Here is a 25,946-nt window from a genome sequence, read left to right on the forward strand (position 1 = left end):
ACCACCGCATGACGCCCACCACGAGCGCGGCGGACACCGCGCCGAAGACCTACGCCTGGGAGATCCGGGCCGAGGGCCTGAGAGTACGGGTCGGACGGAAGAAGATGGCCGTCGACGGACTCGACCTCTCCCTGGGCACCGGCACCCACGGCCTCCTGGGGCCCAACGGGGCGGGAAAGACCACCCTGATCCGGGCGCTGGCCACCGTACTGCGCCCCGCCGAGGGCGAACTGGAACTGCTCGGCACCTCCGTGGGCGGGATCGGCGACCACCGGGCGCTGCGCCGCCGGATCGGCTACCTGCCGCAGGACTTCGGCTACTACAAGCGCTTCACGGTACGTGAGTTCGTCGAGTACATGGCCTGGTTGAAGGAGGTCCCGAAGGCGGACATCCCCGCGGCCGTCCAGCGGGCGGTGGAACGGGTGGGCCTGGCGGACCGCGCCGACCACCGGATGAAGACCCTGTCCGGCGGCATGGTGCGGCGGGCCGGCATCGCCCAGGCCATCGTCAACGACCCCGCGGTGCTGCTGCTGGACGAGCCGACGGCCGGCCTGGACCCGGCGCAGCGGCTGCGCTTTCGCGAACTGCTGCAGGAACTGGGCCGCGACACCTGCGTGGTGGTCTCCACCCACCTGGTCGAGGACGTCGCGGCGGCCTGCTCCGACGTGGTGCTCTTCGCCGACGGCCGCCTCGTCTTCCAGGGCACACCCGAGGACCTGGCCGCGGCGGGCGGCGCCGAGTACCCCGGCGACAGCCCCCTGGAGCGCGGCTACTCGGCGCTGCTCCGCAACTCCGGGCAGCCGGGAGGCAACTGGTGAGCGCGCGTGTCCTGCGAATCGAGTGGAAGCGCTCCGCCGCCCCGTGGCCGGGCATCGTCGTCCTGGGCGGCAGCCTGGCGGTCTTCTGCCTGATCGACGGGATCTGGTGGAAGGGCACCGCGGGGTGGACGGCCCAGTGGACCACCATGGCCATGTGGACCAGGTACCTGCTGGGCTTCTGGTGGCCGCTCGCGGTGGGCATCGGGGCGGTGTACGGGCTGCGCGAATCCCGCTCGCGGATGGCCGAACTGCTGGTGACCACGCCGCGGCCGGCCTGGCACCGCGCGGCGCTGTCGGCCGGGGCGCTGGCGCTCGCACTGGTGGCGGGCTTCGGCCTGCTGCTCCTCGTGGGCGGCGTCCAGGTGGCCCTCGGCGGAACCGCCTACACACCGCTGGGCTGGCTGCCGATCTCGCTCGTGGCGGCGCTGGCCCTCGTCGCGGGAGCCGTGTTCGGCATGGGCGTCGCACGGGCGCTGCCCTCCGTGCTCACCCCGCCCGCCCTGGTGGTGCTCGTCCTCCTGCTGACGGGTGTCCTCCTGCGGCAGAACGGTGACGGGGTACTGCCGGTAAGCATCGCGGCGCCCAGCCGGCTCGCCCAGCTGTCCCCGGTGACGGTGGAGCCGCGGGAGATGCTGCTGACCCTGTCCGGCTCCGTGCACCTCGGTCAGACGCTCTGGCTGCTCGGCCTGCTCGCCACCGGCTTCGCCCTGCTGTCGGCCGTGACCCGGCGGGCCCGGCTGCTCGCGGTGATCCCCGTGCTGGTCGGCCTGGCCGTGGCCCTGCCGGTCCTCCCGTCCGCTCCGCGTGACGCCTACGTCGTCGACCGCGCCGCCGCAGCCCAGGTCTGCGACGGACCGGTGTGCGTGACACAGGCGAACCGCGCACGCCTGCCCGAACTCGCGCTGCGCGGCAAGGAGGCGCTGCGCGTGCTGCACGACCTCCTCGGCGACAAGGCACCGACCTCGGTGCGGGAGGACACCATGCTGCGCGCGCTCGGCCAGGAACGCCCACTCTCCGGCGACGTGGTGCTGGTCGACTTCGACGAACGGCAGCTCGTCGACGCGAAGGGTGAGCAACTCACCCGTGTGCTGATCGGCCAGGGCCTGGCCCCGAACTGCCACGGGCACAGCGACCGGGAGGGCGGGGGGAGCGACGACGTCGCCGTCCAGAGCATCGCGGTGAGCTGGGCCCTGCACGATCCCCGGCTCCAGCCGCTGGAGCCGAAGGGCACCGAGGCGTGGTCGCTCAAGACCTGGGCGGACGCCGACACCAGCTGGGAGAAGCTGATGGCGGCGCCACCCGCCGAGCAGCGCTCGCGGATCGCCGCAGTGCGGGCCGCCACGGTCTCCTGCTCGGGGTACGTGCAGCTCTCGGCCCTGGCCGGGGAGACGGCGCGATGAGGTGGCTGACGCTCTACGCCCGTTCACGGCAGGTGCCCGCCTCGGCCGCCGCGGTCGCGCTCGTCGCGGTGGCGGTGTGGGCCCTCAACCAGGGCGGACCGGGCCCGGTGGACCTGGGGGTGGCGATCCTGGTCCTCACCGCGAACGTGGCGGCCGCCTCCGTCGGGCTCGGCGGACCGGACGTCGTGCTGGAGAGGACGGCCGCGATCCGGTGGGTGCCCCGCCGCGCGGCACACGTCCTGCTGATCGGCGTGTTCGCCGGCGCCGCGATGCTGGTGGTCCAGGCGGCGGGCGCGAAGCTCGCCCCCACCGAGGTCGTCCTCCGGGACAGCGCGGGCCTGGTCGGCCTGGCCGCGCTCGGGGCGGCGCTGTGCGGGGCCCAACTCGCCTGGACCCTGCCGACCGGCTGGATCGCGGCCGCCCTCCTCATCCCCGCTCCCCAGGGCAGGTTGGGAGAGGTGATCCACTGGATGATCTTCCCCGCCGGCACCACGGCGTCCACCGCAACGGCACTGGCCCTGCTGGCCACCGGCACCGTGGTCTACGCCCTGGCAGGCCCGAGGCAGTAGACGGGCACGCCCCGCGCGCATGCGTGCGGGGCGTATCCCGTGCCCGACCCCGGACAGGCCCACGACAGGACCCTCCGGTTGGTGCGCTGGTGCCGGGACGCATCCGGGACCACGGCCTCATACTCCCGTCGCGGCGAAACCGGGGGCCGGTCCCGCCGACCCCTGCCCCGACACCACGGCCCGGCTCCCGCCCAGGAGCCGGGCCGTGGCGTCGCGGCGAGCCAGAACGTCGGAGACCCTGTCGGGCTCAGGAGAAGAGCTCGCCGAGCAGCTCGGGGCCGAGGGCGATCGGGGCAGGGCGGTAGGCCGGGGGCTGGGTGCCCATCAGCTCGCGCACCATGAAGTCCCAGCAGCGCTTGCGGACGTAGGCCAGGCAGTCGATGAGCGTGTGCTCGGCGCCGGGCACGATGAGCAGCTCGAAGTCCTTGTCGGCGGCGACGAGGCGGTCGGCCAGCCGCAGCGTGTGAGACGGGTGGACCTGGTCGTCCATCTCGCCGTGGACGAGCAGCAGTTTGCCGGCCAGCCGGTCCGCGAGGCCGGCGTCGGACACGCTGGACGTACGGGCCCATGCCTCGGGGTCGGCCGCGCCGTCATAGGTCTCCACGAAGCCCTGGTTGAAGCGGGGGGCGTCGTGGGAGCCGGAGAGGGCGACGCCGGCCTTGAACACCTCGGGGAAGTCCAGCATCGCCCGCGCCGCGGCGAACCCGCCGCCGGAGTGGCCGAACACGCCCACCCGGTCCAGGTCCATCCACGGCCGGGTCTGGGCCAGTTGCCGCAGCGCCGCCACGTGGTCGGCCAGGGAGCCCGCGTCGGCCAGGCGGCCGTAGGAGGCGTCGTGGAACGCCTTGCTCCGCCCCGGGGTGCCCCGCCCGTCCACCGCCACCACCACGAAGCCCAGCGCCGCGAGGGGTTCTGCGTCCATGCCCATCCCGCCGGGGTCGAAGCACGGGGCGACCCGGGTGACCTGCGGGCCGGGGTAGACGTTGTCCACCACGGCGTAGCGTCGGGCGGGGTCGAACCCGCGCGGCCGGTACAGCACCCCGTAGATGTCCGTCACCCCGTCGGCTGCCTTGACGCGGAACCGCTCCGGCGGCGTCCAGCCGGTGGCGGTGAGCCTGCCGGTGTCGGCGCGCTCCAGCTCGACCAGCACCCGCCCGTTCCAGTCGTGGACGCGGGTCACCGGCGGGGTGTCGACCGTGGACGCGGAGTCGATGAAGTACTCCTGGCCGTCCGGCACCGTGACGACGTGGTCCAGCTCGTCGTCGGTGACCTTGGCGAAGCCGGAGCCGTCCAGCCCGACGCGGCACACCGTGCGCCGGTACGGGTCCTCCTCGACCAGCCCGGAGGCGGTGAAGTGCACCACCCGCGCCGCCTCGTCGACGCGCAGGATCTGCCGCACCGCCCACGGCCCGGAGGTGACCTGACCGAGCAGCGCGCCGGTGTGCAGGTCGTACCGGTAGAGGTGGCCCCAGCCGTCCCGCTGCGAGTACCAGAGCACCTCGTCGGCCAGCACCCGCACGATCGGCGGCTCGTACTGCCACTGGTTCGGCTCGACCCGGGTGTCGCCGGTCTCGCCGAGCACGGTGGTGACCTCGCCGGTGGCGGGATCCAGGCGGTGCAGGGTGAGCGTGCGCAGGTCGCGGGGCCGGTCGAGGTAGTACACCGCCGAGCCGTCCTCCGCCCACCACGCCCACTTGGTGGTGATCGGTGACATCTGCGGCATGAGCAGCGGCTCGGCCTGGGCGCGCACCACCGTGTCGGCGGCGACGTCCAGCACGACCAGCTCGGCCCGCGGCACGTTCTCGTCCCCGGGGTGGGCGTACCGCTGGGTGTGTACGGCGGGCGCGCCGCCGTCGGCGGGCCCGGCCTCCACCAGGTGGGTCTGCCGGACGCCGCGCTCGTCGGTCCGGTGCGCCAGCACCTTCGTCGAGTCGGGCGACCAGGCCACCGCGGGCGGCAGGTACGGCAGGCCGATCTTGCGCAGCAGGGTGGCGTTGGCCGTGCAGTCCGGGCCGGGGCCGTACTGGTGGTCGGGCCCGCCGTCGGTGGTCAGCGCCCACTCGCGGCCGTCGGAGAGCGAGCGCGCCCACAGGTCGTGCCCCCGCCGGGACACCGCGACCGTGCCGTCGGGCGACGGCACGTCCAGCGGGCTGCCCGGTGGCGTGAACTCGGCCGGCTCGCAGGTGTAGTCGTCGAGACGGCAGCGCCAGTACGCGCCGAACGCGGCGAACTCCACGGTGTTGCCGACCAGTGCGACGGCCGGGAACGGCAGGGCCTCGGGGTCGACCTGCTGCCCGGTGGCGGTGGCCAGCGAGGCGGCGACCCGGGCGTGGTCGAAGGCCGGCTCGCGGGTGCCCGCCGCCGGGTCGGCCAGCACGAACCGCCTGCCGGTGCCGTTGCTCACCGCGTACCAGAAGCGGGCGCCCCCGTCGATCCACTGCGGCCTGACCTTGTCGCCGACGACGAGCTCGCCGGGGCGGGCGGGGCGGTGCAGAAGCTGCTCCGCGGCCTGGTAGTCCTCCGTGGTGCTCATTCTTCTTGTCCTTCCTTGGCAGCGTTTCCGGGCATGGCGACGCCGTGGTCGTGCCGTGACGGCAGGGGTGACGAGGGCGAGGAGGCCTCAGGGGTCGAGGAGCATCTCGCGCGCCAGGTGAGGGCTGGCGGTGTGTCAGAGGCTGCGGGCGGTGATGTCGCCGTGGGCGGTGGTGGCGTGGATGCTGAGCGCGGGGGTGTCGTCGGCGTTCCTGAGCGCGTTGTCGATCCGGCCGTAGGCGGTGGCGGCGTCCAGGGTGGCGGAGACACCGCGGGCGGCGCCGACGGACAGGTCTCCGGCAGCGGTTCGCAGGGCCACCGTGCCCTGTACGGCCTCGGTGATGGTGATGTCGCCCTTCTGGGTGGTGATCTGGGCGGGTCCTCCCAGGCGGCCGACCCGGATGTCGCCGGCCTGGAGGGTGAGGTAGCTGCTCGCGGTCTCGTCGAGCTCGACCGAGCCGTGCGCGAGTTCGAGGGTGACGTCGCCCAGTCGTCCGACGCCCCGCAGGTCGGCGCTGGCCGCCTTGGCCTCGACGCGGGAGCCCGCGGGCAGTCGGACGGTCACCTCGACGGCGCCGGAGTCGCCGAGGATCCCGTTCCTTGCCGCCGGGGAGTCGATCCGCAGGAGGCCGCCGGAGTAGTCGACGGTGACCTGCTCCGCCGCCTTCACGTCACGGCCCCTGGAGGTGTCGGCGGGCAGCACCTCGACCGTGGTGTCGGCCCGGTCCGCGGCGACCAACCGGATGCGTCCCGCCGGAATGTCCAGGACGGCGGTGACCGGGGCGGGGGTGGCGAACTTCTGCATCATGCTTTCCTTCGACTCATCTTCTTGAATTGCCCACCGCGCCTGACCGCCATCACTGCAGGTCAACACAGGTCGATGCAGGTCAATGCGGGTCGGTGCGGGGACGTTGTTGCGATCGTCCCGTCGACCACTGCGACGGGGAGCTTCTGCACCACGTGGCGGAGCCCGCCGACCTGACCGGCTGCGGTACACCGGCCGCCCCTGGTCCGGGCTCACCGAGTCGGACGGGCTCACGCGAGAACGATCATCACGCTACTGCTGTGAAGATCCTTCAGCGAGGGCAGCACGCGCCAGCAAGGAGACCTCGCGCGCCACGGGCGGACCGCCCGCGCCGGGACGGGAACACCCGGCGCCGCACCCCGCGATGATCTTGTGATTCGAGCTGGTCTACGCTCGGCCCCTGTGATCCCGCCCGCACACGAGGGGACGACCTCCTCGGCCCTCACCCGCCTCAACGTCAACGCTGCACGCCTGCTCGGCGTACCCGCGAAGGGGTACGCACATCTGCTCGGCCTCGCGCCGGAGCACCTCAACGACGACCTGTGCCGGGCTCCCACCACCACCAGCATCCGCATCGCGGAGCTGATGACCGCACACACGGCTTGGCCCGAGGTGGCGCTGCTGATGACACAGCAGTCGGGCATCGGCAGTCTCGGCGTCTGGGACTACCTGATCACCTGCGCGCCCAGCCCGCTTGAGGGGATCCGTGACGCAGCGACGTATCTGGCGACCGTCCTCGACGTGGGCACGGGCAGCATCGAGGTCATCGAGCACGGCCGACACGTCTCCGTCAGTCACGACAACGGGGCCGATCTGACCTTCGAGGCCGCCTGCGCCGTCCGCGCGTGCGCGCTCGGCCTGTTCCAGTCGCGCCTGGGCCATGCCGCACGGCGTCACCTCGTCCCCGTGCACGTCGCCCTGGCCACCGAGGTGCCCCGGAGCCACGACGCCCTCATCGAGCTGTACGGCACGCGCGCCATCGACTTCGAGGCACCGGTCAGTTCCATCACCTTCCGCGCCGCCGACCTGAAGGCGCCATCACCCCTCTCCCAGCCGGGGCTGTCGGCAGTGCTGCGCAGGCACGCCGAGCAGACGCTCGCCACCTCCATCCCGCTGCGCGGCTGGCTGGATCTCTTCCGTGCCGCCCTGGCGTCCGCGCACGAAACGGCCCCTCCCACCCTGTCCGCCGTGGCGCAGCGCATGAGCCTCAGCACCCGGACCCTGCAACGCCGGCTCGAGGAACACGGCACCACGTGGAGCGGTGAGGTCGAGGACATCCGCCGAGCCCACGTCACCGGACTCCTCCACGACACCGACCTCAGCATCAACGCGGTAGCCGCCCGCACCGGCTACGCCGACGCCCGAGCCCTGCGCCGCGCCGTCCAACGCTGGTACGGACAGACACCCGCAACCCTGCGGCGCACCGCTCAGCCGCAGCGCTGCCAGTGAGGTGGGGATCCCCGCTCCGGCCGTGGCCCACCTGCACGACGGCCTCGCCCGAACCACGTGAACCACGTGAACCATGCGAACCTCGTCGACCAGCAGGCCGGAGCGCATGGACGCCTGCCCGGTGCCGGCCTACCGGAACAGGCCTCAGCCGGCGGGGATGCCGCGCAGGAGGAAGGGGAGATGGGCGCCGCGGGCGAGGGCGGTGAGTGACTGGGTGACCCGGCGGTGCTGGTCGGTGGCCATGACGTCGGCGAGCCGGGCGTCGTGCACCCAGTGCAGGCCGACGATCTGCTCGGGCGGGCGGTGGCGGCCGACGGTCGTCTCCTGCGCGCGGGTGAGGCGACCGCCCCAGTAGACGAAGGTCACGCCCTCGGGCAGGAGTTGCTCGTCCACGTAGTCGGTCGCGAGCAGGGTGCGGAGGGGGAGGACGAGGCCGGTCTCGGTCTCGGTGTGCCGGCGGGCGGCGAGATGGGGGAGCTCGTCGCGCTCGGCGGGGCCGCCGGGGAGGGTGAAACCGTTGCGGTAGGTGGTCTCGACGAGGAGGACCGCGCCGTCGGCGTTCAGGACGAGGGCCTGGTGGTCGAGCCGGCGGCGCGGCGGGTGGGTCAGGATCTCGGGCAGCGGGTACAGCAAGTCGGCTTCCTTGGTGGGAGGTTCGGGGTGCTCCGGGGCCCCCGCCCGGTTCCTGCGGGGGCCCCGGGCCGGAGGGCGGTCGGGAGGAGGGCGGTCGGGAGGAGGGCGATCGGATTCGGTCGCCGACAGCCGGCTGAAGCAGGCGGGGATTCCGGCGATGACACCGGTCGCGAGGATCAGGCCGAAGATGAGGATCCGCGGGGCGAGGGGCCCGCTGCGGATCGGCCAGCAGACGACTGCGGCGGTGGCGGCGCTGAGGCTTGGTACGGCGAGCGTGATCGCGAGCAGTTTGCCGCCGACGCTCACGCCGCGTCGTGCGCGCGGGGCCGACTCGGCTGCTGGACGGGGACGAGGCGGGGGAGTTCGAGCCGCCGGAGGTCCTCGGGCCTGGTGGTCCACTCGCAGCCGCCGCGCTCGGGGCGGAGGTAGGCCAGCCCGCCGAGGGTGTCCATGTAGACACCCTCGGCGGGCGTCCCGCCGGGGGAGCGGTGGGCGATGTCGCGGACGACCTCACCCACCTCGGGCTTGTAGGCGGGAATGTGAGGGCGACGGGGCATGGATGCTCCAATGGTTGCTCTGTGCGTCGAGCCCCTTACGGCTCGTGTTTATGATGCCGCGCGGGGGTGTAGGAACAGCCCGAGATTTGAATTTGATGCTGATGATCCACAAGTTGGTGACACATGGTGAACCGCAGGCAACTTGACCCGACGTCAGGACCCTGGGCGCCGTTCGGCGTACAGCTTCGCAGGTCACGCGAGGCGAGGGAGCTTACCCAGGCCCAACTGGCAAAGAAGGTCGGGTTCGACCCGTCCTATGTCTCCTACGCTGAACTTGCAACGCGTGAGCCTCCGAGTGAGAAGTTCGCTCGGAGGGCGGATGAGGCGCTGGAGACCGGTGGCACGCTGCTGCTGATGTGGCTGCAGAACAAGCACTCGGCACTTCTTGAGGGCTTCCCGGAGTATGCGAGCCACGAGGCGAAGGCAACCGAGATACGGATCTTCGAGTCTGGTGTCGTGCCTGGCCTGTTCCAGACCGAGGCCTATGCGGCGGCCTTGGCGATGGCTGATGTGCGCCGAGGATCGATCACGCGAAGGCAGGCCGAGGAGCGAGTGGCCTTCCTGCTCACTCGTCAGCAGTTGCTGAAGCGAAGCAGTCCGCCACTCGTGCATGCCGTTCTCGACGAGAGTTGCCTGCGGCGTCCGATCGGCGGTCCGGCTGTGATGAAGGACCAGTTGGCCATCCTTGAAGGGCAGTTCGACGAGAGTCACGTGATTCTTCAGGTCGCCCCGTTCTCCATGGCCGAGCACAGGCCGTTTGCCCTGCCCATACGACTTCTCACCCTCCCTGACCACTCCCTGCTGGGCTACTCGGAGTCGGAGGGGCGAAGCCATCTTGAGCGCGATTCCGGCATGCTGGCAGTTTGGAAGAGACACTACGATCGGCTGCAGGTGGGAGCGCTGGCCGAGACGGCGACTCTCGAATGGATTCGCGCTGCTCGGGAAGGAAATACATGTCCGGCATCAACTTGACACGCGCGGCGTGGATGAAGTCCAGCTACAGCCAGCAGGGTGGTGACTGCCTTGAGGCGGCACCCGGTCTCCCTGGTCTCGTGCCCGTGCGCGACTCCAAGGACCCCGAGGGCCCCGCGCTCGTCTTCCCGGCCGATTCCTGGCGGTCGTTCATCTCCGGTGTCCGGGCCGGTGAGTTCGGCACTCTCTGACCCGCTGCGCCCCGAACGCCGATGCCTGCCCGACCCGCCGGCTCGGCGGGTCGGGCAGGCATCGGACGTGCGCCGGTCAGGCGGTGGCCGGCTCGGTGGTGGCCGGGGCCGAACGGCGGGTCAGCAGGCTGTCCACGGCGAGGGCGCCCGGGCCCGTGGCGGCGACCAGGAGGAGGGCCCAGCAGAACAGCGCGGAGGGCTCGCCACCGTTCTGGAGCGGGAACAGCGAGTGCTCCTGGTGCACGCTGAAGTACGCGTACGCCATCGAGCCGGAGCAGATCACCGCCGCTGTCCGGGTACCCAGGCCGAGTGTCACCAGACCGCCGCCGACCAGCTGGATCACGGCCGCGTACCAGCCGGGCCAGGACAGCGCCTCCACTGTGCCGCCGCCCTTGGCGCCACCCAGGACGCCGAACAGCGAGGCTGCGCCGTGGCAGGTGAAGAGCAGGCCGATCGCGATGCGCGACAGGCCCACCACATACGGGCGGGCGGTGTCGACGACACTGCTGGGGACGAGCGGCATTGAGGTACTCCAGGGGGACGGGGGACCGCTGTGACGCGGCCATGGTGAGTGACTGCTAAGGCAAGCCTTTCCTGTGCATAGTTGAAGATGCAATGGTTTCCATCGAGCCTTCACGAAGTCGTAACCGTCCGCTGATGCTTGATCCACAGATGGTTGTTCCACGGACCATCAGCCCGAGGCCGGCACTTGAACGCCGTTCGCCCACGTCACCGCGGCGCCGGAGGTGGCTCCCGGCCTACGTCACGGCGCTCCGGATGCCGAGGGTGATGAGGACAGCCGACGTGGCCTTGGCGGCGGCCTGCTGGAAGCGGGGTGTGTGCAGGGCGTGTGAGGCGCGCAGGATGAGGAAGGTCCAGGCGGCGAGCCAGAGTGCGACCAGCAGCGCGTGGGCGGTGGCCAGGGTGAGGATCTGGCCGCCGAACGGCCGGTGGGGTGCGATGAACTGGGGGACCAGGGTCAGGTAGATGGCCGCCGCCTTCGGGTTGAGGACGTTGGCGAGCAGCGCTTGGGCGTAGACGGAGTCCGACCCCTTCGGCAGGCGTTGGCGGTGCGGGGCGGGCGCCGCGTCCGGTGCGGCGGAACGCCATGTCCAGATGCCCAGGCCGATGAGGTAGGCGGCGCCGATGAGCTTGACGGCGGTGAAGGCCAGGCTGGAGCGCATGACCAGTGCTGACAGTCCGGCCACGGCGAGGGTCGCGTGGATGTACAGGCCGGTGACGGTGCCGAGGATGACGGGAAGGGCCTGGCGGCGGCCGCCGTCGGTGACGTGTTGGACCAGCAGGGCCAGGCTGGCACCGGGGGTGGCGATCAGGGGGAGGACTGCCACCAGGAACCCGGCGACGGCGTAGGGATGGACCACGGTGCCTCCGGATCGTGCGAGCGGGGGATCAGAGCACGACGCGGTAGTGGGTGGTCAGGCGCCGGTCGTCGGACAGGACGTGGAACGCGAGGCCGGGCGGCTGGTCGCGGTCTGCGGCCTGGTCGCCCTCCCAGGGCATGCGCAGCGTCCAGGTGATGGCCGGTCCGACGATCAGCGGACGCGCGGCGAAGGTCGAGGCGGCCGCGGTGTGGGCGTGGCCCGTGAGGACGGCGGCGACCTGCGGGTGCGCGTCGAGCAGGTCGGCCAGTTGTCCGGGCTCTTCGAGCATGCCGGAGTCGGGCAGGGGGTGGTGGAGTTCGACCGGCGGCTGGTGGAAGGCGATCAGGGCCGCGGTGTCCTGCGGCAGCGCGGTGAGGGTGGTGTCGATCCAGGCGAGTGTCCGGTCGTCGAGGCGTCCCTCGTCGCGGCCCGGGATGGTGGAGTCGCACATCAGGATGGCGGTGCCGGCGATGTGGTGGACCTCGTTGATGGGGCCGTGGTCGGGCGCCTCTTCGAGCAGGGCCTTGCGGTAGGCCGGTCGCGCGTCGTGGTTCCCGGGGCAGGTGAGCACGGGGAAGGGGGCTGCCAGGATCCGGGCCGCCTCCTCGTACTCGGCCTCCTCGCCGTGGTCGGCGATGTCCCCGGTGACCAGGAGTGCGTCAACCGGGCGGGGCAGGGCTCGCAGGTAGTCCATGACGCGGGTGGCGCGTCGGGTCGCCCGCTCGCTGCCGTCCAGGTGCAGGTCGCTGATCTGTGCGAGCAGTGTCATTCCGCTGTCGCCTCCCATGGCGGGCTCGGCCGCCGTCCTGTGCCGGGGCAGGTGTCGCCACCCGTTCCCGTCCTAACGGAAGTTTTTTGTTTACCGTTAGAGACCCTAGGGTGTGCGGAGGGATGTGATCAAGTGGCTGACGACCGGGCACCGAGATGGAAGGGGATGCCTCGTGGAGCGCTGGCTGGCATTGGAACTGGCGAGCACGATTCGCCACGACGGAGATGGCGGCGTCGCCGATGACCTCGCCACGGTCCGGGGAACGACGCGCTGGATCCAGGAGCAGGGGGACCTGCTGGCCGGCCTCCTTCCGGCGGGAGAACTCGTAGCGGACGAAGACCTCAGGCTCGGGATCATCGAGCTCCGGCAGGCCGTCCGGGCCCTGTTCGCCCGAGCGGTCAGTCCGGCTCCCCCCAGCCCGGCGGACGCCCATCGCCTGATGACTGCCGACCAGGCAGCGGCCCGCCTCAACACGGCTGCCGCGCGGGAACCGGTCGCCCCGCAGATCGACTGGCCCGTCGGAGGAGTCCCCACCGCCCGACTGCTGTCCGCGGAAGACGATCCGCACGTCCGGCTTGTCGCGGCCCTGGCCCGAGCCGCCATCGACTTCCTCAGCGGCCCGCAGTGCACGCAGTTGCGATCCTGCACCGCGCCCCGGTGCGTGCGCTACTTCGTCAAGAGCCACGGGCGGCAGGAGTGGTGCAAGCCGTCGTGCGGAAACCGCGCCCGGGCAGCTCGCCACTACCGGCGTCAGCGCACGGCAGTCGAGGGCGGTCCCGCCCCGTCCTGATCGGCCCGGGCGTGCCCGCCCTCGGCGCCGGCGTGCAGCGTCTTCTCGGGGGAGCGGAAAATTTCTCCGTACCCACCTGCAACCCTGGCGCGCGCCATGCGTCTTCAAGGGTGAGGCAGGGGCGGGGTGGTGGCCACCACCCGGAAGCGACGCAACCGCGGTACCTGCCTCGTGCGTCCGCTCGACTCCACTCATCGCACAGCCGACCGCTTCCGCGGCACGCCCGCGTGCCCGCATGCCCGGAAGCCGGTAACTCCTTATGCCCGCACCGACGTTCCAGGGGGGAACCGTCATGTCCACTGTCATCCGCACCCGCCGTTCGCGTCGCTCCGCCGCCGTCGCCGCCGCTCTCGGGGCCGTCGCCCTGTGCGGCTCCGTCGCGCTCTCGGCGCCCGCCGCCCACGCGGAGGCCGTGAAGCATGCCACCCTGGCCGTCCACGGCCCGGCCTCGGTCGGACTCGCCGGCCAGCCGGTCGAGTTCACCGAGGCCGTCACCAACACCGGTACCGAGACCAGCACCTACGTCCTGGTCCTGACGGCCACCGGTGGCACCGGCGCCCCGGAGCGCGCGATCGCCATCGACTACCAGGACCCCGCCGACGGCGCCTGGAAGCCGGTCCCGCTGGAGCGGCACGCCGACGGCAGCGCCGGCCTCAGCGGCACGCTGCCCGGCGGCGTCACCGTCCCGGTCGGCGACACCGCCACCCGGAAGCTGCGCATCAACGCCGAGGCGGGGCTGCCCCGTGACGGAGCGTCCGACGGCGGCCTCCCGTCCATCACCCTGCGCTCCGGGCTGACCGCGCCCGGCTCCCGGGTGCTGCTGGCCGAGCAGACCAGGAACATCAGGACCGACTCGATCCCCGGCACGCCCGCCGACGCCCCCGCCGCGCCCGCCCCGGCTGCCATGCCGAGCACCGCCCCGGCTGCCACGCCGAGCACCGCCCCGACCGCCCCTGACGCGCCCGTCGCTCCGGCCACCGCCGGCACGGGCGGCAATCCCGCGCTGCTCGGCAGTGTCATCGGCGTGCCCGCCATCGGGGCCGGCGCGCTCGCTCTCGCGCGTCGGCTGCGCCGCCTGCGCCGCTCCTGAGACCCCCACCACCCGCTGCCGGGCAGCACGTTGCCGTGCCGCCCGGCACCAGGTGTGTGCCGTACCCGCCGACCGGGAGCGAAGCCCGATCGGCGCCTCGCACCCGGCGGGTCGCTCCCGGCCGGGTGTCAGCCCAGGTGCCGGGCGAAGAACCGCAGCGAGCTGTCCAGTTCGAACGCCGGGATCTCCCCGTGCCGGCCGGGGTTGGCGTGCAGCGTCTTCTCGGCGGAGGCGAAGAGGTCGAACAGCGCCAGGCTCGCGGCCCGCGGCACCATCTGGTCGTCCCACTGCACCAGGAACTCCACCGGGACGGTGATCCGTGCCGCCGCCCCGGCCGAGGTCTCCGCCCCGTTCAGACCCAGCACCGCCGCGCGGACGCGGGGCTCGGCGGCGACGAACGGAACGCCGAGTCCGCAACCCATCGACATGCCCCAGTAGCCCACCGGCCCGGCCCCGACCCGGTCGAGCTCCTGGACCGCGTCCAGGACCGCCCGCCACTCCGGGACGCTCTGGCCGGCCAGGAGCGCGTGGAACTCGGCGACCACCGGCGACACGTCCCCTCCGGTCTGCGCGCGGGTCCGCAACTCGGTGATGATCCGGTCGTGTTCGGCGGTCCTCGGCCGGTCGCCGTGGCCGGGCGCGTCGACGGCCGCCACCGCGAAACCGCCGTCGGCCGCGAAGCGCCGGGCACGCGCCGCGATGCCGGGGGCCGTCTTGTGCTGGCCGCCGCCGTGCCCCATCAGGATCAGGGGGCGGCCCGCGGTGGCGTCGTCCGGCGTCCACAGGGCGCCGGGGATCTCACCGAAGTCGGAAGCGAGGGTGAAGAGTTGCTCGGTGACGCCGTCGGAGGACGTCCGGGAGGTGAAGCGCATGGCAGGAGCCTTTCGGGGTGCCTGGTGCGGCGCTCCCTACGCGATGCGCGGGAGGGAGCTCCGATCTGTCACAGCGTTGATCGGTCTCACCTCCTCGGTCCCTGCGGTAAACGGCGACGCTGAACGTACCACAAGTGGTCGTTCGGTCAACGGCGTTTACGTCCGTGCGTTCGACACCCGCTCACCAGCGGCCTCACCCCACGCCGAACGTCCGGCGCAGGCAGCCCGCCAGCCGCTCCGGCGTCGGCGGGTGGAACCGCCCGGCCAGGTAGCCGTCCGGGCGGATGAGGAACGCCTCCCCGGGGCGGGCCGCGTAGGCGGCGGCGAACTCGCCCGCGCCGTCCCGGAGGAACGGCAGGCGCCACTGCGGCTGCGGCGCGCCCGGGGCGAGCACCGCGTACACGTCCAGTAGCCCGTGGGCCGCGGACAGCGCGGCCACCGCACACGTGGTCACCTGCTCGCCGGCGGCCCCGGGGTCGACGTGGAACAGCAGCGTGTGCCGGGGGCTGCGCAGCAGGTCGAACAGCCGGCTCGGGTAGCTCGCGAGCTCGCGCTCCAGCCCGCGGCAGTCCGGCGCCCGGTCGCCGGGGGCGGGGCCACCCGTCCCGGCGTCCGCGCCCTCGGCCTGCTCGACCAGCGGGCTGTCCGGATACCCGACCAGGAGTTGGGCCTCCCGCCGCAGGATCGTCTCCAGGTCGTCGGAGTCGGACTCGGCGTCGGCCGGGACGCCCGCCCTGGCGTGCCGGACCGTCCGCCCGACGACCTCCGCGCCGACCGGGTACCGCTCGGCGTGGTAGCTGTCGAGCAGGCCGTCGGCGGGGATGCCGCGCACCGCGAGCGCCAGTTTCCAGGCCAGGTTGTAGGCGTCCTGGACGCCGGTGTTCATGCCCTGGGCGCCGGTGGGCGGGTGGATGTGGGCGGCGTCCCCGGCCACGAACAGCCGCCCGGCCCGGTAGCGGTCCACCAGGCGGTGGCTGATCCGGAAGGCGGAGGACCAGCGCAGCGCCGAGGCGTGCGCGGGCCGGGGCGAGAGCCGGTCGAGCACCGCCTGGATGTGCCGCAGCTCGGGGGCCCGGCCGCCCTCCAACCCGTGCTCGACGCCGTCCCCCGAACCCGCGCGGGACAGTTCGTCCGGCACCGTCATCGACATCCGGTACCGCCCCCGGCCCGGGAGCGGGATGCAGACCAGCAGGTCGTCGACCTTCCCGTCCGCGTCGTGGTGCACGGCCCGGATGCCGTACCCCGCCGGGAGGTCCCAGTCCACCTCCACATCGCCCAGCATGTACTGCTCGGGGAAGGCGTCGCCCTCGAACCGCAGGCCGGCCGCCTTCCGCACCAGGCTGTGCGCGCCGTCGCAGCCGACCACGTAGCGGGCCCGCAGCTCCCGCGGCCCGGACGGACCCCGGAGCGCGGCCCGGACGTGGTCGGTGTCCTGTTCGAGGGAGACCAGCTCGGTGCCGCGCTCGACGTGCGTGCCCCAGCCGGCCAGGTGCTCGGTGAGCAGGCGCTCCGTCGTGTACTGCGGCAGCGCGGCGAAGGCGTACGGGACGTCGGGCGGCAGGGCCAGCTCGATCCGGGGGCCGGGCTGCCCGTCGGAGTACAGGAGCTGGCCGCGCATCGGGACGGCCTCGTCGAGGGCCGCGCCGACCATGCCCATCGCGTCCCACACCTCCATCGTGCGCGGCTGCACCCCGACGGCCTTGGCGTAGTGCTGCGGGGTGGCGAGCCGGTCCACGATCCGGCAGCCGACCCCGTGGCGCCGCAGCTCGGCGGCGGCCGTCAGGCCCACCGGGCCCGCGCCCACGACCAGTACGTCGGTCTCGTCCATGGCCGCTCCTCGACCGATCACCGACCGCCTCCCGGGGCACGCGCGATCGCCTCCCTCCAGGCTGCGCCCGACCGCCGCCGGGCCGCCACCCGTGCCTTCCCCGGGCACGGTCCGAAGCCGCACGGGCACCGGCTCCGTCGGGGCCCTCCGTTCACCCCGCAGCGGGGCCTTGATCACCTCGCCGCCGGACTGCGCTCACTCTGGCGTGACCGGTGACCGGTTCTGAACACTTGGCAACAATCCCGATCAACTCCTGACGCTCCGTCAAAGGGTCTCCTACGCTTCGTGCGGCTCCCGCGCGTACCGGAGCCCTGCGTTCCCCGCTGCCTTGACGAGTCTGGAGAAGACCCCCGTGAGAATACGTCGCTCCCCGCGCCGCTCCTGGACGGCCGTGGTCGCCACCGGTGCGGCCACGGCCGCGCTGCTGTCGCAGCCCGGCACCGCGGAGGCCGCCGCGCCGCCGCCCGCCGTGACCGCCACCGTGGCCGTGGCGGACTATCCGGCGGGCGTCGCACTCGCGCCGGACGGCGGCCGGGCGTTCGTGACCAGCCAGAGCAGTGGCACCGTGAGCGTCCTCGACACCGCCACCGGCACGGTGGCCGGCACCTTCACGGCCGGTACCGGCTCGTACGCCGTGGCCTGGGCACCGGACGGGCGGCACGCGTACCTCACCCACCACCTCGACGGCACGGTCAGCGTGCTGGACACCGCGACCAACGCCGTGACCGCCACCGTCCCGGTCGGCGCCGAGCCCTTCGGGGTGGCCGTCGCCCGCGACGGCGCACACGTCTACGTCGGCAACGCCGGGGACGGCACGGTCAGCGTGCTGGACACCGCGACCAACGCCGTGACCGCCACCGTCCCGGTCGGCGCCGAGCCGCACGGCCTGGTCGTCGACCCGGACGGCGCGCACCTCTACGTCGCCGCCTCGGGCGCCCAGGCGGTGAGCGTCGTCGACACCGCGAGCAACACGGTGAGCGCGACCATCGCGGTCGGCCACGGGGTGTTCGGCCTGGCGCTGAGCTCCGACGGCTCCCGGCTGTGGACCGCCAACGGCGGCGACAACACCCTCAGCGTGCTGGACACCGCCGCGGGGACCGTCGCGGGCACCGTGACGGTGGGGACCAACCCGTTCGCCGTCGCGCTCTCCCCGGACGGCCGGTACGCGTACGCCTCGAACTACGCCGACGACACTCTGAGCGTGATCACCACCGCCGACCGCGCGGTCACCGCGACGGTGCCGGTCGGCGCGAGCCCGTTCACGCTGGCGCTCACCCCGGACGGGCGGCGCGGCTACCTGACCGACTTCACCGGCGCCGCCGTGAGCGTCCTCGGCTTCCCGCTGCCGGTGCCGGTGGTGACCGGGATCAGCCCGGCGTCCGGCCCGCAGGCCGGCGGCACGGTCGTCGCCATCACCGGGACCGACCTGGAGGGTGCCACCGCCGTGAGCTTCGGCGCCGCCGGAAACGCCACCACCTTCTCCTGCACCGCGACCGGCTGCACCGCCACCGCGCCCGCCGCGTCCGCCGCCGGGACCGTGGACGTCCGGGTCGCCACGCCGGGCGGCACCAGCGCGGCGACCCCCGCCGACCGCTTCGGCTACACCGCACCCACCGCCGACCTCGCCGTCTCGCTCGGCGCCACGCCGGTGGGCGGGCTGTTCTCCGGCCGGGTCGACTACACCCTCACCCTGACCAACCACGGCCCCGCCGCGGTGACCTCGGCCACCGTCACCGCGGACCTGCCCAGCGGGTTCAGCGCCTCGTCGACCGACTGCACCATCGCGTCCGGCAGGCTGAACTGCACCGTCGCCACCCCGCTCGCCCAGGGTGCGAGCACCACCCGCCACGTCACGGTGCAGGTCGGCCTGCTCAACCTCGGCCGGGCCTTCACCGTCACCGCCGCCCGCACCGCGAGCGCGCCCGCCGACCCGGTCGCGACCAACGACCGCGCGTCCCGTACCTGCACCGCCACCCTCGCCCTGCTGATCAGCTGCGTCTGAGCCCGACCGCCCCCGCCTCCCGCTCCCCGGGAGGCGGGGGCCCGGTTCCCGGTACTGCGCGCCGCGCGGCGTTGGACGAAACGTCCAGACTGGACGTACAGTCCAGATATGACCGCAGAGACCCCAGACCCACGCGTCCAGGCCTGGTCGCCGGTGTGCCAGGCGGTGGCGCTGCTGCTCGGCCCCTACGCCGAGGTGGTGCTGCACGACGCCGTCCGGGACGAGGTCCTCGCCCTCTGGAACCCGATGAGCGGCCGCGGCCCCGGCGACCCGTCCCTGCTCGGCGAACTGGACGGGCTGGACCCGTCCGCGCCCGACGTCTACGGGCCCTACGAGAAGCTGCTGCCCGACGGACGGCGGCTCTCCTCGGTCAGCGCCGTGCTCCGCGACGCCGAAGGCCGCCCCTCGGCCGTGCTCTGCGTCAACCTCGACCGCGGACCGCTGGAACACGCCGCCGCCCTGCTGGCCGGCTTCGCCGCCCCCACCGCCCCCCGCCCCGAACCGCTCTTCGAACGGGACTGGACGGAGCGGATGAACGACGTCGTCGGCGGCTACGTCCGCGCCCACGGCCGACCGCTGGACCGGCTCGGCCGCGAGGACCGGCTCGCCGTGCTGCGCGAACTCGACCAGGCCGGGGTGCTCGCGGTACGCCGCGCAGTCCCGGCCGTCGCCACCGCGCTCAAGGTCTCGCGCTCGACGGTCTACACCCTGCTCGCCGAGCTCAGGACCGGGCCGGAGGCCCAACGGGCCGACGCGCAACAGAGCGAAGCCCAACAGGCCGAAGCACTGCAGGCCGAAGCCCAACAGGCCGAAGCACTGCAGACCGAAGCCCAACAGGCCGACGCAGAACTGCCGAACGCGGAACAGAGGAACCACCGATGACCAGGCTGCCCGACTTCCGGTTGGAAACCCACTTCTCCCGCTGGGAGTTCACCGCCCGCCACCACCTCACCGCCTCGGACGCGCAGACCATGGCGATGTCCGAACTGCTCGCCCTGGCCGGCCCCGAGGACCGGCACGCCTGGGACAACCTCACCCTCGGCTACACCGAGACCTTCGGGGACCCGGCCCTGCGGCGGGCGATCGCCGGCATGTACGAGCACGTCGACGCCGACGACGTGATCTGCTTCGGCGGCGCGCAGGAGGCCCTCAACCTGGCCATGCAGGTGCTGCTCGGTCCAGCCGACCACGCCGTCGTCGTGACGCCCAACTACCAGTCCGCGGAGACGATTCCGCTCTCGCTCTGCGAGGTCACCGGTGTCGCCCTGGACGCCGGGCGCGACTGGGCGCTCGACCTGGACGAACTGACCGCCGCGCTGCGCCCCAACACCCGCGTGGTCTCCGTCAACTTCCCCAACAATCCCACCGGCAAGGTGATCGACGCGGCCGACCTCACCCGGATCGCCCAACTCTGCGACGAGCGCGGCATCCACCTCTTCAGCGACGAGGTCTACCGCGGCCTGGAGTACGACCAGGCCCGCACCCTGCCGCAGGCCGCCGACCTCTCCCGGACCGCCCTCTCGCTCAACGTCACCTCCAAGTCCCTCGGCCTGCCGGGCCTGCGGGTCGGCTGGATCGCCTGCCGCGACCGGGAGTTGCGCAGCCGTCTGGAGCGCGCCAAGCACTACACCACCATCTGCAACTCCGCGCCCAGCGAGATCCTGGCCCGGATCGCGATCAACAACCGCGAGCAGATCCTGTCCCGCAACCGGGCGATCATCGCCGCCAACCTGCCGCGGTTCGACGCCTTCTTCGCCGCCTTCCCCGACCTCTTCGAGTGGCGCGCCCCGGACGGCGGCTGCGTCGCCTATCCCCGCTACCTCGGCGCGGACGGCGTGGAGGAGTTCTGTACCCGGCTGGTCGAGCAGGCCGGCGTCCTGCTCCTGCCCGCGAGCATCTACCGCTCCGAACTCACCCCCACCCCCACCGACCGCTTCCGCATCGGCCTCGGCCGCCGCGACCCGGCCCCCGCACTGGCCGCCTTCACCGACTGGCTGAAGGGCCGGCGCTGAGAATCGGGGCTTGAGAAACGGCGCTGAAGGCCCGCGCCGCGTGCCCGGCCCCGGCTGTGGAAACGGCCGCCGACTGCGGAAACGGCACCGGCCGCCCGCCCCCGGAGGGGCGGACGGCCGGCGTGCGGTGCGGGCGGGGCGTCAGCTCCGGTCGTACGTACCGACCAGGTCGACGATCAGGTCGGTCGGCTCCCAGCCCAGGTTCCAGATGTCGACGTACCGCGCGTTCCTGATGTCCGCCTGGACCAGGTTGGAGACGGTGGCGCCCTTGGTCCAGTTCAGGACCGAGGAGTCCGGCGGAGTCGGCTGGGCGCCGCCCTGGTCGGTCGGATCCGGAGCGACCGCGAGGTGGCCGCTGCCCTGCGGGTTGGTCACCGTCGTGTTCAGGACGAGGGCTTCGAGCGCCCGGTCGGACGTCCAGACCCCTTCTCGGTCGTAGCTCCGGCCGGCGAGCGGCGACCAGGGCCGGGTGTCGACCAGCCGCCGGGGCTCCTCCGGCAGGTAGGCGGCCTTGCCGTCGGTGCCGTAGTAGCCGGTGACGTCCACGACCACGTCCGCTCCGGCCCAGGCGCCGTTGCGGATGCCGATCCGGCCGTCGGGGCCGACCGGCACGATCACCGCGTTGGCGACCGTCTGCCCGGCGGTGAAGTTCAGGTTCGAGGTGGCCGACGGCTGCTCGCCGCTCGGGAACACGGTCAGGTGGCCGGGGCCCTTCGGGTCGGTGACCGTGACGTTGAGCGCGACGGCCGCGACGCCCTGGGCCGGAAGCCCGCCCTGGCCGGCGACCTGCACGGTGAAGGTGCTCTGCCCGGCGGCCTGCCCCTGGGCCGTGCCCCGGCCCTCGCGGGTGTCGGCGATCCGGGACGGCTTCACGGAGGTGTACCCGTTGGCCGCGGACTTGGTGAAGTAGCCCGTCACGTCGGCGATCAGGTCCGTCGGGGCGCCGCTGCGGTTGGCCAGCTCGACGTACCCGTCCGCGCCGACCGGGACGATCGCCAGGGTCGGCACGGTCTGCCCGGCCGTGAAGTTCACGTTCGAGGTGGTCGGCTGCTTCGTGCCGGAGGCGTACGCGATGACGTGACCGTCCGCCGTGGTGTTGGTGGCGGTGATGTTCAGCGCCACCGACGTCACCCCCGCCGGGATGTCGCCGTTGCCGGCGACCTTCACGCGGGTCGTGGCGTACGGGGCGACCGCTCCGGCGGCCGGGGCCCCGGTGCCGTCGCGGGTGTCCAGCAGCCGGGTGGGCGAGTGCGGGGTGAACTCGGTGCCGTCAAGGACCACCTCTTTGACGGTGACGGCGGTCAGCTTGTTGAGCAGCTCGGTCGCCGTGATCGTGATCTTGTGGGTCCCGACCTCGGCGAAGGTGTGGTCGAGGAACCGCACCTCCTTGAGGGTGCCGACCTCGGAGGAGGTGCTGCCGTCACCCCAGTCGACCTTGTAGTCGACGACCCCCTGGGTCAGGTCGGTGCTGACGCCGACCGCCATCCCCATGCCGTGCGCGTTCCGGTTGGACTCACCGGTGAAGACCTGGAAGTACGGCTGCTCGGCCGCCGCACCCGGCGCAGCGGCCCGGGCGCCGGTCTTGGCCTTGGCGGCCTCGGCGTTCCCCGCGGCGATGTCCTTCGCCACGGCGTCCCTCGCGGCCTTCTCGGCGGCGGCATCCTCGGCCGTCCGCGCGGAGGCGCCCGCCGAGGGGGCGCCCTGCCCGGCGCCTTCGGCCGGGGCGGTGGTGCTCGCGGCCCCGCCGGGACCGGCCGACGGGCTCGCCGCCTGCGCCGTGGCGGGTACGAAGCCGACGACTGCCGCGACGACGGCAGCGGAGATCATGACACGGTGACGGTACACCGGCCCCCCAATTCCTGTTCCTGAACTCGTTCAAAAGTCCTTGATCGGAGAGCCTACATCCCCGAACGTTCGCACGCTGCGGAATATCCGGCGGCCCCGGGGTGCCGACAGGGGAGCGGCGAGGAGAACGGCCGGGGCCGGAGCGCAGGCCGGGGTCCGGAAGGACGGGTCGGGGCCACCTTGCGCCGTGTCAGCCGACGACCCCCGGTACCACCAGCCCGGACTCGTACGCGATCACCACCGCGTGGGTCCGGTTCTGGGCGCCGAGCTTGGTCAGCACGTTCCCGACGTGCGTCTTGACCGTCTCCAGGCTCACCACGAGCGACCCCGCGATCTCCGGGTTGGACAGGCCGGTGGCCATCAACCGCAGCACCTCCTCCTCCCGCCCGGTCAGCGCCGCCTGCGGCAACGCCTGGGCGGAGCCCAGCGGGCGGGCGGCGACCATCCGGCGCAGGGCCGCGGGGAAGAGGATCGCCTCCCCGGCCGCCACCACCCGCACCGCCTCCGCGATCTCCCGGACCGGACGCCGCTTGAGCACGAACCCGCTGGCCCCCGCGCTGAGCGCGGCGGTGACGTAGTCGTCGTTCTCGAAGGTGGTGATCACCACGACCCTCGGCGGGTCGGCCGACTCGGCCAGCAGCTGCCGGGTGGCGTCGATCCCGTTGCGACGGGGCATCCGCACATCCATCAGCACCACGTCCGGCCGCAGCCGCAGCGCCTGCTCGACCGCCTCGACACCGTCGGCGGCCTCCCCGACCACCGCGATCCCCGGCTGCGCCGCGAGCAGGGTGCGCAGACCGCTGCGGGTCACCTCGTCGTCGTCCGCGATCACGAGCGTGACGGCGGTGCCGGTAGGGCCGGCGGAGGGGGCGGCGGGGTCGGTCATGGCGGCTGCGTTCGCGTCAGGGCCGGTCAGGAGGGTTGCGCTTGCGCTCGCGTCAGAGCCGATCATGCCGGCAAGCGTACCGGCAGCCGAACGGCCAGCCGCCAGTGCTGCTCCCCGTGCGGGCCGGCCTCGAACTCGCCGTTCAGCAGCCGTACCCGCTCGGCCAGTCCGGTCAGGCCGTGCCCGGACGTCGGGAAGGCCCCGTTGGCCGGGTCCGCACCCGTGCCGGTCCGGTTGACCACGCTGAGTTCCAGCCCGTCCGGGGCGGCCGCCACCCGGAGCCCGATCGGCCCGCCCGCCCCGTGCCGCAGCGCGTTCGTCAGCCCCTCCTGGAGGATCCGGTACGCCGCCCGGGAGAGCGTCCCCTGCACCTGCGCCAACTCGCCGGACAGCTCCGGCTCCACCACCGCGCCCGCGTGCCCCAACCGGTCCAGCAGCTCGGGCAGGTCGGCCAGGGTCCGGGTCGGCGCCGTCCCCGCCTTCTCCTCGCGCAGCACACCCAGCACGTAGTCCAGGTCCTCCAGCGCGGCCCGGGTCGACTCCTCGATGCTGCGCATGGCGGCCCGCGCCGCCACCGGGTCGGCGGAGAGCACCTCGCCCGCCACCGCCGCCTGGATCGTGGCCGCCGTCAGCGTGTGTCCGATCGAGTCGTGCAACTCGTGGGCCAGCCGGTTGCGTTCGGCCAGCAGTAGCTCCCGCTCGGCCGCCAGCGCGAGCCGCTCGGCCGCCGAGGGGCCCAGCAGCTGCGGCGCCGTCCAGCGCAGGATGTTCGCCACCGCCACACACACCGCCACCGCCAGCAGCACGCAGCCGACCGCCGCCACCCAGCTCCAGCCGCCCGCGGCCTGCACCGACCAGCCGAACAGGATCACCTTCGCCTCGGAGCCGGTCCAGCCGCCCGGCATGGCCAGGCCCGCCGCGATCAGCACACCGCCCACCAGGCCACCCGTCCACCCCAGCGCCACGTGCAGCAGCAGCCAGAGCGGAGTCCGCCAGCGGTCGGCGCCGGTCGGCGCGGCGGGGGCGGGCACGGCGGGGGTGAGCATGGTGTCGGGCGCGCCCGCGGGCCGCCGGGCGGCCACCGGATCCGGCAACGGCACCCGCAGCAGCCGGCGGGCGGACACGATCAGTACCCGCCGCGTGGTGCGGGCCAGCCCGACCACACCGACCAGTACCGCCCAGAGCAGCAGGACCAGAGCGAGCTGAACCTCCTCCGGAGCGGACGGCCACGCCAGCGCCGGAATCAGTGCGAAGGGCAGCAGCGGGAGGCTCGCCAACGCGCCGCAGAAGGCGAACAGGACGCCCGTGTACGTGGAGCCGCGCAACAGCGGCTGGATTCCCTTGATCATGATCACGAGTATGGCCGGGCAGCTCAGCGATGGCCTCCCCCGATCGGGGGAGCCTGATCTCCCGATTTCCCGCGATGTGCGCCCGAGGCCCCGTGACGCAGGATCGGGGCCTGCCCATGTGACGGAAGGACGCTTGATGAACACGCAGGGGACAGTGGCGGCGCCGGGTCGGTCGGCAACGGCGGAGGCCGCTTGGGCGGACCGGTACGCGCCCCGCCTCCAGGACGCCGGCCACGGCCCGCATCCGTCGGCGCCGGGTGGCCGGAACGGGCCGGCCGTGGCCGCGACGGTGCTGGGCGGCGTCGGCGCGGCGACCTCGGTCGTCCTGGTCGGCGGTCTGTTCGGTGTCGCCGGCGTGATCGTGGGCGTCGTCGCCCTGCGGACGGCCAGGCGGACCGGCGTCGGCCGGGGCAGGGCCGTCACCGGCGTGGTGCTGTCGTCGTTCGCCGTCGTGGCGTCCGTCCTGGTCGTGTTCCTGGCCCTCTGGTTCGCCGGGAGGACGCAGAGCTGCTACCGGTTCGACGAGCTCGGGCCGTGGCGGCAGTGCGTCGGCGAGCAGCTCTTCGGAGGCTGACCGGCGGCCGGTGATCAGCCGTCCTGCCTGCTGTGCGCTGTGCCGCAGATGCGGCCGATGCCGCCGGGGGCGCCTTCGCCCCTCGTCGGGGTGCGTCGCGCCGGTGGAGGCTGTTGGCTGGTGGGTGACCGGTATGCCACTACTGAGCAAGGGGAACGGACATGGCTGTGGTGATGTCGATGCGCTGGGCCGGGGTCACGCCGGAGCAGTACAACGCGGTGCGGGACGCCGTCGACTGGGAGGAGATCCCGTCGGCGGGCGGCCAGGTCCATGTGGCCTGGTTCGACGAGCAGGGCCTGTGTGTGACCGACGTGTGGGAGTCCCCGCAGGCCTTCGAGGCGTTCCTCGCCCAGCGGCTGACGCCGGCGGTCGAGAAGGCCGGCATCGCCGGCACCCCCGAGGTCTCCTTCTCCCCGCTCCACCGGCGGTTCGTCGCGCCCGGCGTCAGCGGCGCCGAGTAGCCCGGCCTCCCGACCGCGGCGGGACCTGCCGCTGCGGTACACCCGGACGCGGGGGGGGGGGGGGGGGGGCGCCCCCCCCCCCCGCGCCCCCCCCCCCCCCCCCCCCCCCCCCCGCCCCCCCCCCCCCCGCGGGGCCCCCCCCCCCCCCCCCCCCCCCCCC

The 25,946-nt window shown here is 73.2% G+C and carries 25 protein-coding genes; 13 read left to right on the forward strand and 12 right to left on the reverse strand.

What is annotated here, in order from left to right:
* Positions 1 to 8: 8 nt before the first annotated feature.
* Genes ACGFZP_RS30730 through ACGFZP_RS30740 form a run of 3 tightly spaced genes read left to right on the forward strand, consistent with a single transcriptional unit; the run spans position 9 to position 2,787 of the window.
* A complete protein-coding gene (locus ACGFZP_RS30730; protein WP_392939262.1) occupies positions 9 to 818 on the forward strand; it encodes an ABC transporter ATP-binding protein in 810 nt (269 codons plus the stop codon).
* On the forward strand, positions 815 to 2,218 hold the full coding sequence (locus ACGFZP_RS30735) for a hypothetical protein (protein ID WP_392939264.1): 1,404 nt from the start codon (positions 815 to 817) through the stop codon (positions 2,216 to 2,218). The genes ACGFZP_RS30730 and ACGFZP_RS30735 overlap by 4 nt, the downstream gene beginning before the upstream one ends.
* On the forward strand, positions 2,215 to 2,787 hold the full coding sequence (locus ACGFZP_RS30740; RefSeq protein ID WP_392939266.1) for a hypothetical protein: 573 nt from the start codon (positions 2,215 to 2,217) through the stop codon (positions 2,785 to 2,787). Before ACGFZP_RS30735 ends, ACGFZP_RS30740 begins: the two co-directional genes overlap by 4 nt.
* 247 nt (positions 2,788 to 3,034) lie before the next feature.
* On the opposite strand, the gene ACGFZP_RS30745 is transcribed toward ACGFZP_RS30740, so the two are convergent.
* Both ACGFZP_RS30745 and ACGFZP_RS30750 read right to left on the reverse strand, forming a co-directional pair.
* Positions 3,035 to 5,320, reverse strand: coding sequence for a DPP IV N-terminal domain-containing protein (locus ACGFZP_RS30745; RefSeq protein ID WP_392939267.1), 2,286 nt, complete (start codon positions 5,318 to 5,320; stop codon positions 3,035 to 3,037).
* A gap of 135 nt (positions 5,321 to 5,455) precedes the next feature.
* Positions 5,456 to 6,124: a DUF4097 family beta strand repeat-containing protein gene (locus ACGFZP_RS30750; protein ID WP_392939359.1), complete on the reverse strand. Its 669-nt coding sequence runs from the start codon at positions 6,122 to 6,124 to the stop codon at positions 5,456 to 5,458.
* Between the two features lie 402 nt (positions 6,125 to 6,526).
* On the opposite strand from ACGFZP_RS30750, the gene ACGFZP_RS30755 reads away from it, so the two are divergent.
* Positions 6,527 to 7,573, forward strand: a complete 1,047-nt coding sequence (locus ACGFZP_RS30755; RefSeq protein WP_392939268.1) for a helix-turn-helix domain-containing protein — start codon at positions 6,527 to 6,529, stop codon at positions 7,571 to 7,573.
* 144 nt (positions 7,574 to 7,717) lie between these two features.
* Here the strand turns inward: ACGFZP_RS30755 and ACGFZP_RS30760 are convergent, their stop codons facing one another.
* On the reverse strand, positions 7,718 to 8,206 hold the full coding sequence (locus tag ACGFZP_RS30760) for an NUDIX domain-containing protein (protein ID WP_392939270.1): 489 nt from the start codon (positions 8,204 to 8,206) through the stop codon (positions 7,718 to 7,720).
* Positions 8,207 to 8,508: 302 nt separating this feature from the next.
* Positions 8,509 to 8,763: a hypothetical protein gene (locus tag ACGFZP_RS30765; protein WP_392939271.1), complete on the reverse strand. Its 255-nt coding sequence runs from the start codon at positions 8,761 to 8,763 to the stop codon at positions 8,509 to 8,511.
* A gap of 123 nt (positions 8,764 to 8,886) precedes the next feature.
* Here ACGFZP_RS30765 and ACGFZP_RS30770 point away from each other — a divergent pair, with 123 nt between their 5' ends.
* Together ACGFZP_RS30770 and ACGFZP_RS30775 are read left to right on the forward strand one after the other, a co-directional pair.
* Positions 8,887 to 9,735, forward strand: a complete 849-nt coding sequence (locus ACGFZP_RS30770; RefSeq protein ID WP_392939272.1) for a helix-turn-helix domain-containing protein — start codon at positions 8,887 to 8,889, stop codon at positions 9,733 to 9,735.
* Positions 9,717 to 9,926, forward strand: coding sequence for a DUF397 domain-containing protein (locus ACGFZP_RS30775; protein ID WP_392939273.1), 210 nt, complete (start codon positions 9,717 to 9,719; stop codon positions 9,924 to 9,926). The genes ACGFZP_RS30770 and ACGFZP_RS30775 overlap by 19 nt, the downstream gene beginning before the upstream one ends.
* Before the next feature lie 76 nt (positions 9,927 to 10,002).
* Here the strand turns inward: ACGFZP_RS30775 and ACGFZP_RS30780 are convergent, their stop codons facing one another.
* From ACGFZP_RS30780 to ACGFZP_RS30790, 3 genes are all read right to left on the reverse strand, one after another.
* The gene (locus tag ACGFZP_RS30780; RefSeq protein ID WP_392939275.1) at positions 10,003 to 10,449 is read right to left on the reverse strand and encodes a DoxX family protein; all 447 of its coding nucleotides are present in this window, start codon (positions 10,447 to 10,449) and stop codon (positions 10,003 to 10,005) included.
* A gap of 235 nt (positions 10,450 to 10,684) precedes the next feature.
* Positions 10,685 to 11,308 carry a LysE family translocator gene (locus ACGFZP_RS30785; protein ID WP_392939277.1) on the reverse strand — a complete coding sequence of 208 codons (624 nt, stop codon included), beginning with the start codon at positions 11,306 to 11,308 and terminating at the stop codon, positions 10,685 to 10,687.
* Positions 11,309 to 11,336: 28 nt separating this feature from the next.
* Positions 11,337 to 12,077, reverse strand: coding sequence for a metallophosphoesterase (locus ACGFZP_RS30790; protein WP_392939279.1), 741 nt, complete (start codon positions 12,075 to 12,077; stop codon positions 11,337 to 11,339).
* A 172-nt stretch (positions 12,078 to 12,249) separates the two neighbouring features.
* On the opposite strand from ACGFZP_RS30790, the gene ACGFZP_RS30795 reads away from it, so the two are divergent.
* Together ACGFZP_RS30795 and ACGFZP_RS30800 are read left to right on the forward strand one after the other, a co-directional pair.
* On the forward strand, positions 12,250 to 12,867 hold the full coding sequence (locus ACGFZP_RS30795; protein ID WP_392939280.1) for an ABATE domain-containing protein: 618 nt from the start codon (positions 12,250 to 12,252) through the stop codon (positions 12,865 to 12,867).
* A gap of 292 nt (positions 12,868 to 13,159) precedes the next feature.
* Positions 13,160 to 13,957: a hypothetical protein gene (locus tag ACGFZP_RS30800; RefSeq protein WP_392939282.1), complete on the forward strand. Its 798-nt coding sequence runs from the start codon at positions 13,160 to 13,162 to the stop codon at positions 13,955 to 13,957.
* A 128-nt stretch (positions 13,958 to 14,085) separates the two neighbouring features.
* Here ACGFZP_RS30800 and ACGFZP_RS30805 read toward each other — a convergent pair whose 3' ends face one another.
* Together ACGFZP_RS30805 and ACGFZP_RS30810 are read right to left on the reverse strand one after the other, a co-directional pair.
* Positions 14,086 to 14,829, reverse strand: a complete 744-nt coding sequence (locus ACGFZP_RS30805) for an alpha/beta hydrolase (protein ID WP_392939284.1) — start codon at positions 14,827 to 14,829, stop codon at positions 14,086 to 14,088.
* Positions 14,830 to 15,022: 193 nt separating this feature from the next.
* Positions 15,023 to 16,657, reverse strand: a complete 1,635-nt coding sequence (locus ACGFZP_RS30810) for an FAD-dependent monooxygenase (RefSeq protein ID WP_392939285.1) — start codon at positions 16,655 to 16,657, stop codon at positions 15,023 to 15,025.
* Positions 16,658 to 17,009: 352 nt separating this feature from the next.
* Here ACGFZP_RS30810 and ACGFZP_RS30815 point away from each other — a divergent pair, with 352 nt between their 5' ends.
* The 3 genes from ACGFZP_RS30815 to ACGFZP_RS30825 all read left to right on the forward strand — a co-directional run bounded on the left by ACGFZP_RS30815 (position 17,010) and on the right by ACGFZP_RS30825 (position 20,671).
* Complete coding sequence (locus ACGFZP_RS30815) at positions 17,010 to 18,659, forward strand: cytochrome D1 domain-containing protein (RefSeq protein WP_392939286.1); 1,650 nt, start codon at positions 17,010 to 17,012, stop codon at positions 18,657 to 18,659.
* Positions 18,660 to 18,767: 108 nt separating this feature from the next.
* On the forward strand, positions 18,768 to 19,541 hold the full coding sequence (locus tag ACGFZP_RS30820; protein ID WP_392939287.1) for a transcriptional regulator: 774 nt from the start codon (positions 18,768 to 18,770) through the stop codon (positions 19,539 to 19,541).
* On the forward strand, positions 19,538 to 20,671 hold the full coding sequence (locus ACGFZP_RS30825) for an aminotransferase class I/II-fold pyridoxal phosphate-dependent enzyme (RefSeq protein WP_392939289.1): 1,134 nt from the start codon (positions 19,538 to 19,540) through the stop codon (positions 20,669 to 20,671). The genes ACGFZP_RS30820 and ACGFZP_RS30825 overlap by 4 nt, the downstream gene beginning before the upstream one ends.
* 141 nt (positions 20,672 to 20,812) lie before the next feature.
* On the opposite strand, the gene ACGFZP_RS30830 is transcribed toward ACGFZP_RS30825, so the two are convergent.
* The 3 genes from ACGFZP_RS30830 to ACGFZP_RS30840 all read right to left on the reverse strand — a co-directional run bounded on the left by ACGFZP_RS30830 (position 20,813) and on the right by ACGFZP_RS30840 (position 24,751).
* Entirely contained in the window at positions 20,813 to 22,498 is a 1,686-nt protein-coding gene (locus ACGFZP_RS30830; protein ID WP_392939290.1) for a hypothetical protein, read from the reverse strand.
* Positions 22,499 to 22,706: 208 nt separating this feature from the next.
* Entirely contained in the window at positions 22,707 to 23,402 is a 696-nt protein-coding gene (locus ACGFZP_RS30835; RefSeq protein WP_392939292.1) for a response regulator, read from the reverse strand.
* Between the two features lie 62 nt (positions 23,403 to 23,464).
* Complete coding sequence (locus tag ACGFZP_RS30840; protein WP_392939294.1) at positions 23,465 to 24,751, reverse strand: sensor histidine kinase; 1,287 nt, start codon at positions 24,749 to 24,751, stop codon at positions 23,465 to 23,467.
* 277 nt (positions 24,752 to 25,028) lie between these two features.
* On the opposite strand from ACGFZP_RS30840, the gene ACGFZP_RS30845 reads away from it, so the two are divergent.
* Both ACGFZP_RS30845 and ACGFZP_RS30850 read left to right on the forward strand, forming a co-directional pair.
* Positions 25,029 to 25,325, forward strand: a complete 297-nt coding sequence (locus tag ACGFZP_RS30845) for a DUF4190 domain-containing protein (protein WP_392939295.1) — start codon at positions 25,029 to 25,031, stop codon at positions 25,323 to 25,325.
* Between the two features lie 161 nt (positions 25,326 to 25,486).
* Positions 25,487 to 25,786: a hypothetical protein gene (locus tag ACGFZP_RS30850; RefSeq protein ID WP_392939297.1), complete on the forward strand. Its 300-nt coding sequence runs from the start codon at positions 25,487 to 25,489 to the stop codon at positions 25,784 to 25,786.
* Positions 25,787 to 25,946 lie beyond the last annotated feature (160 nt).

The organism is Kitasatospora sp. NPDC048239 (assembly GCF_043202015.1).
Lineage (GTDB): Bacteria > Actinomycetota > Actinomycetes > Streptomycetales > Streptomycetaceae > Kitasatospora.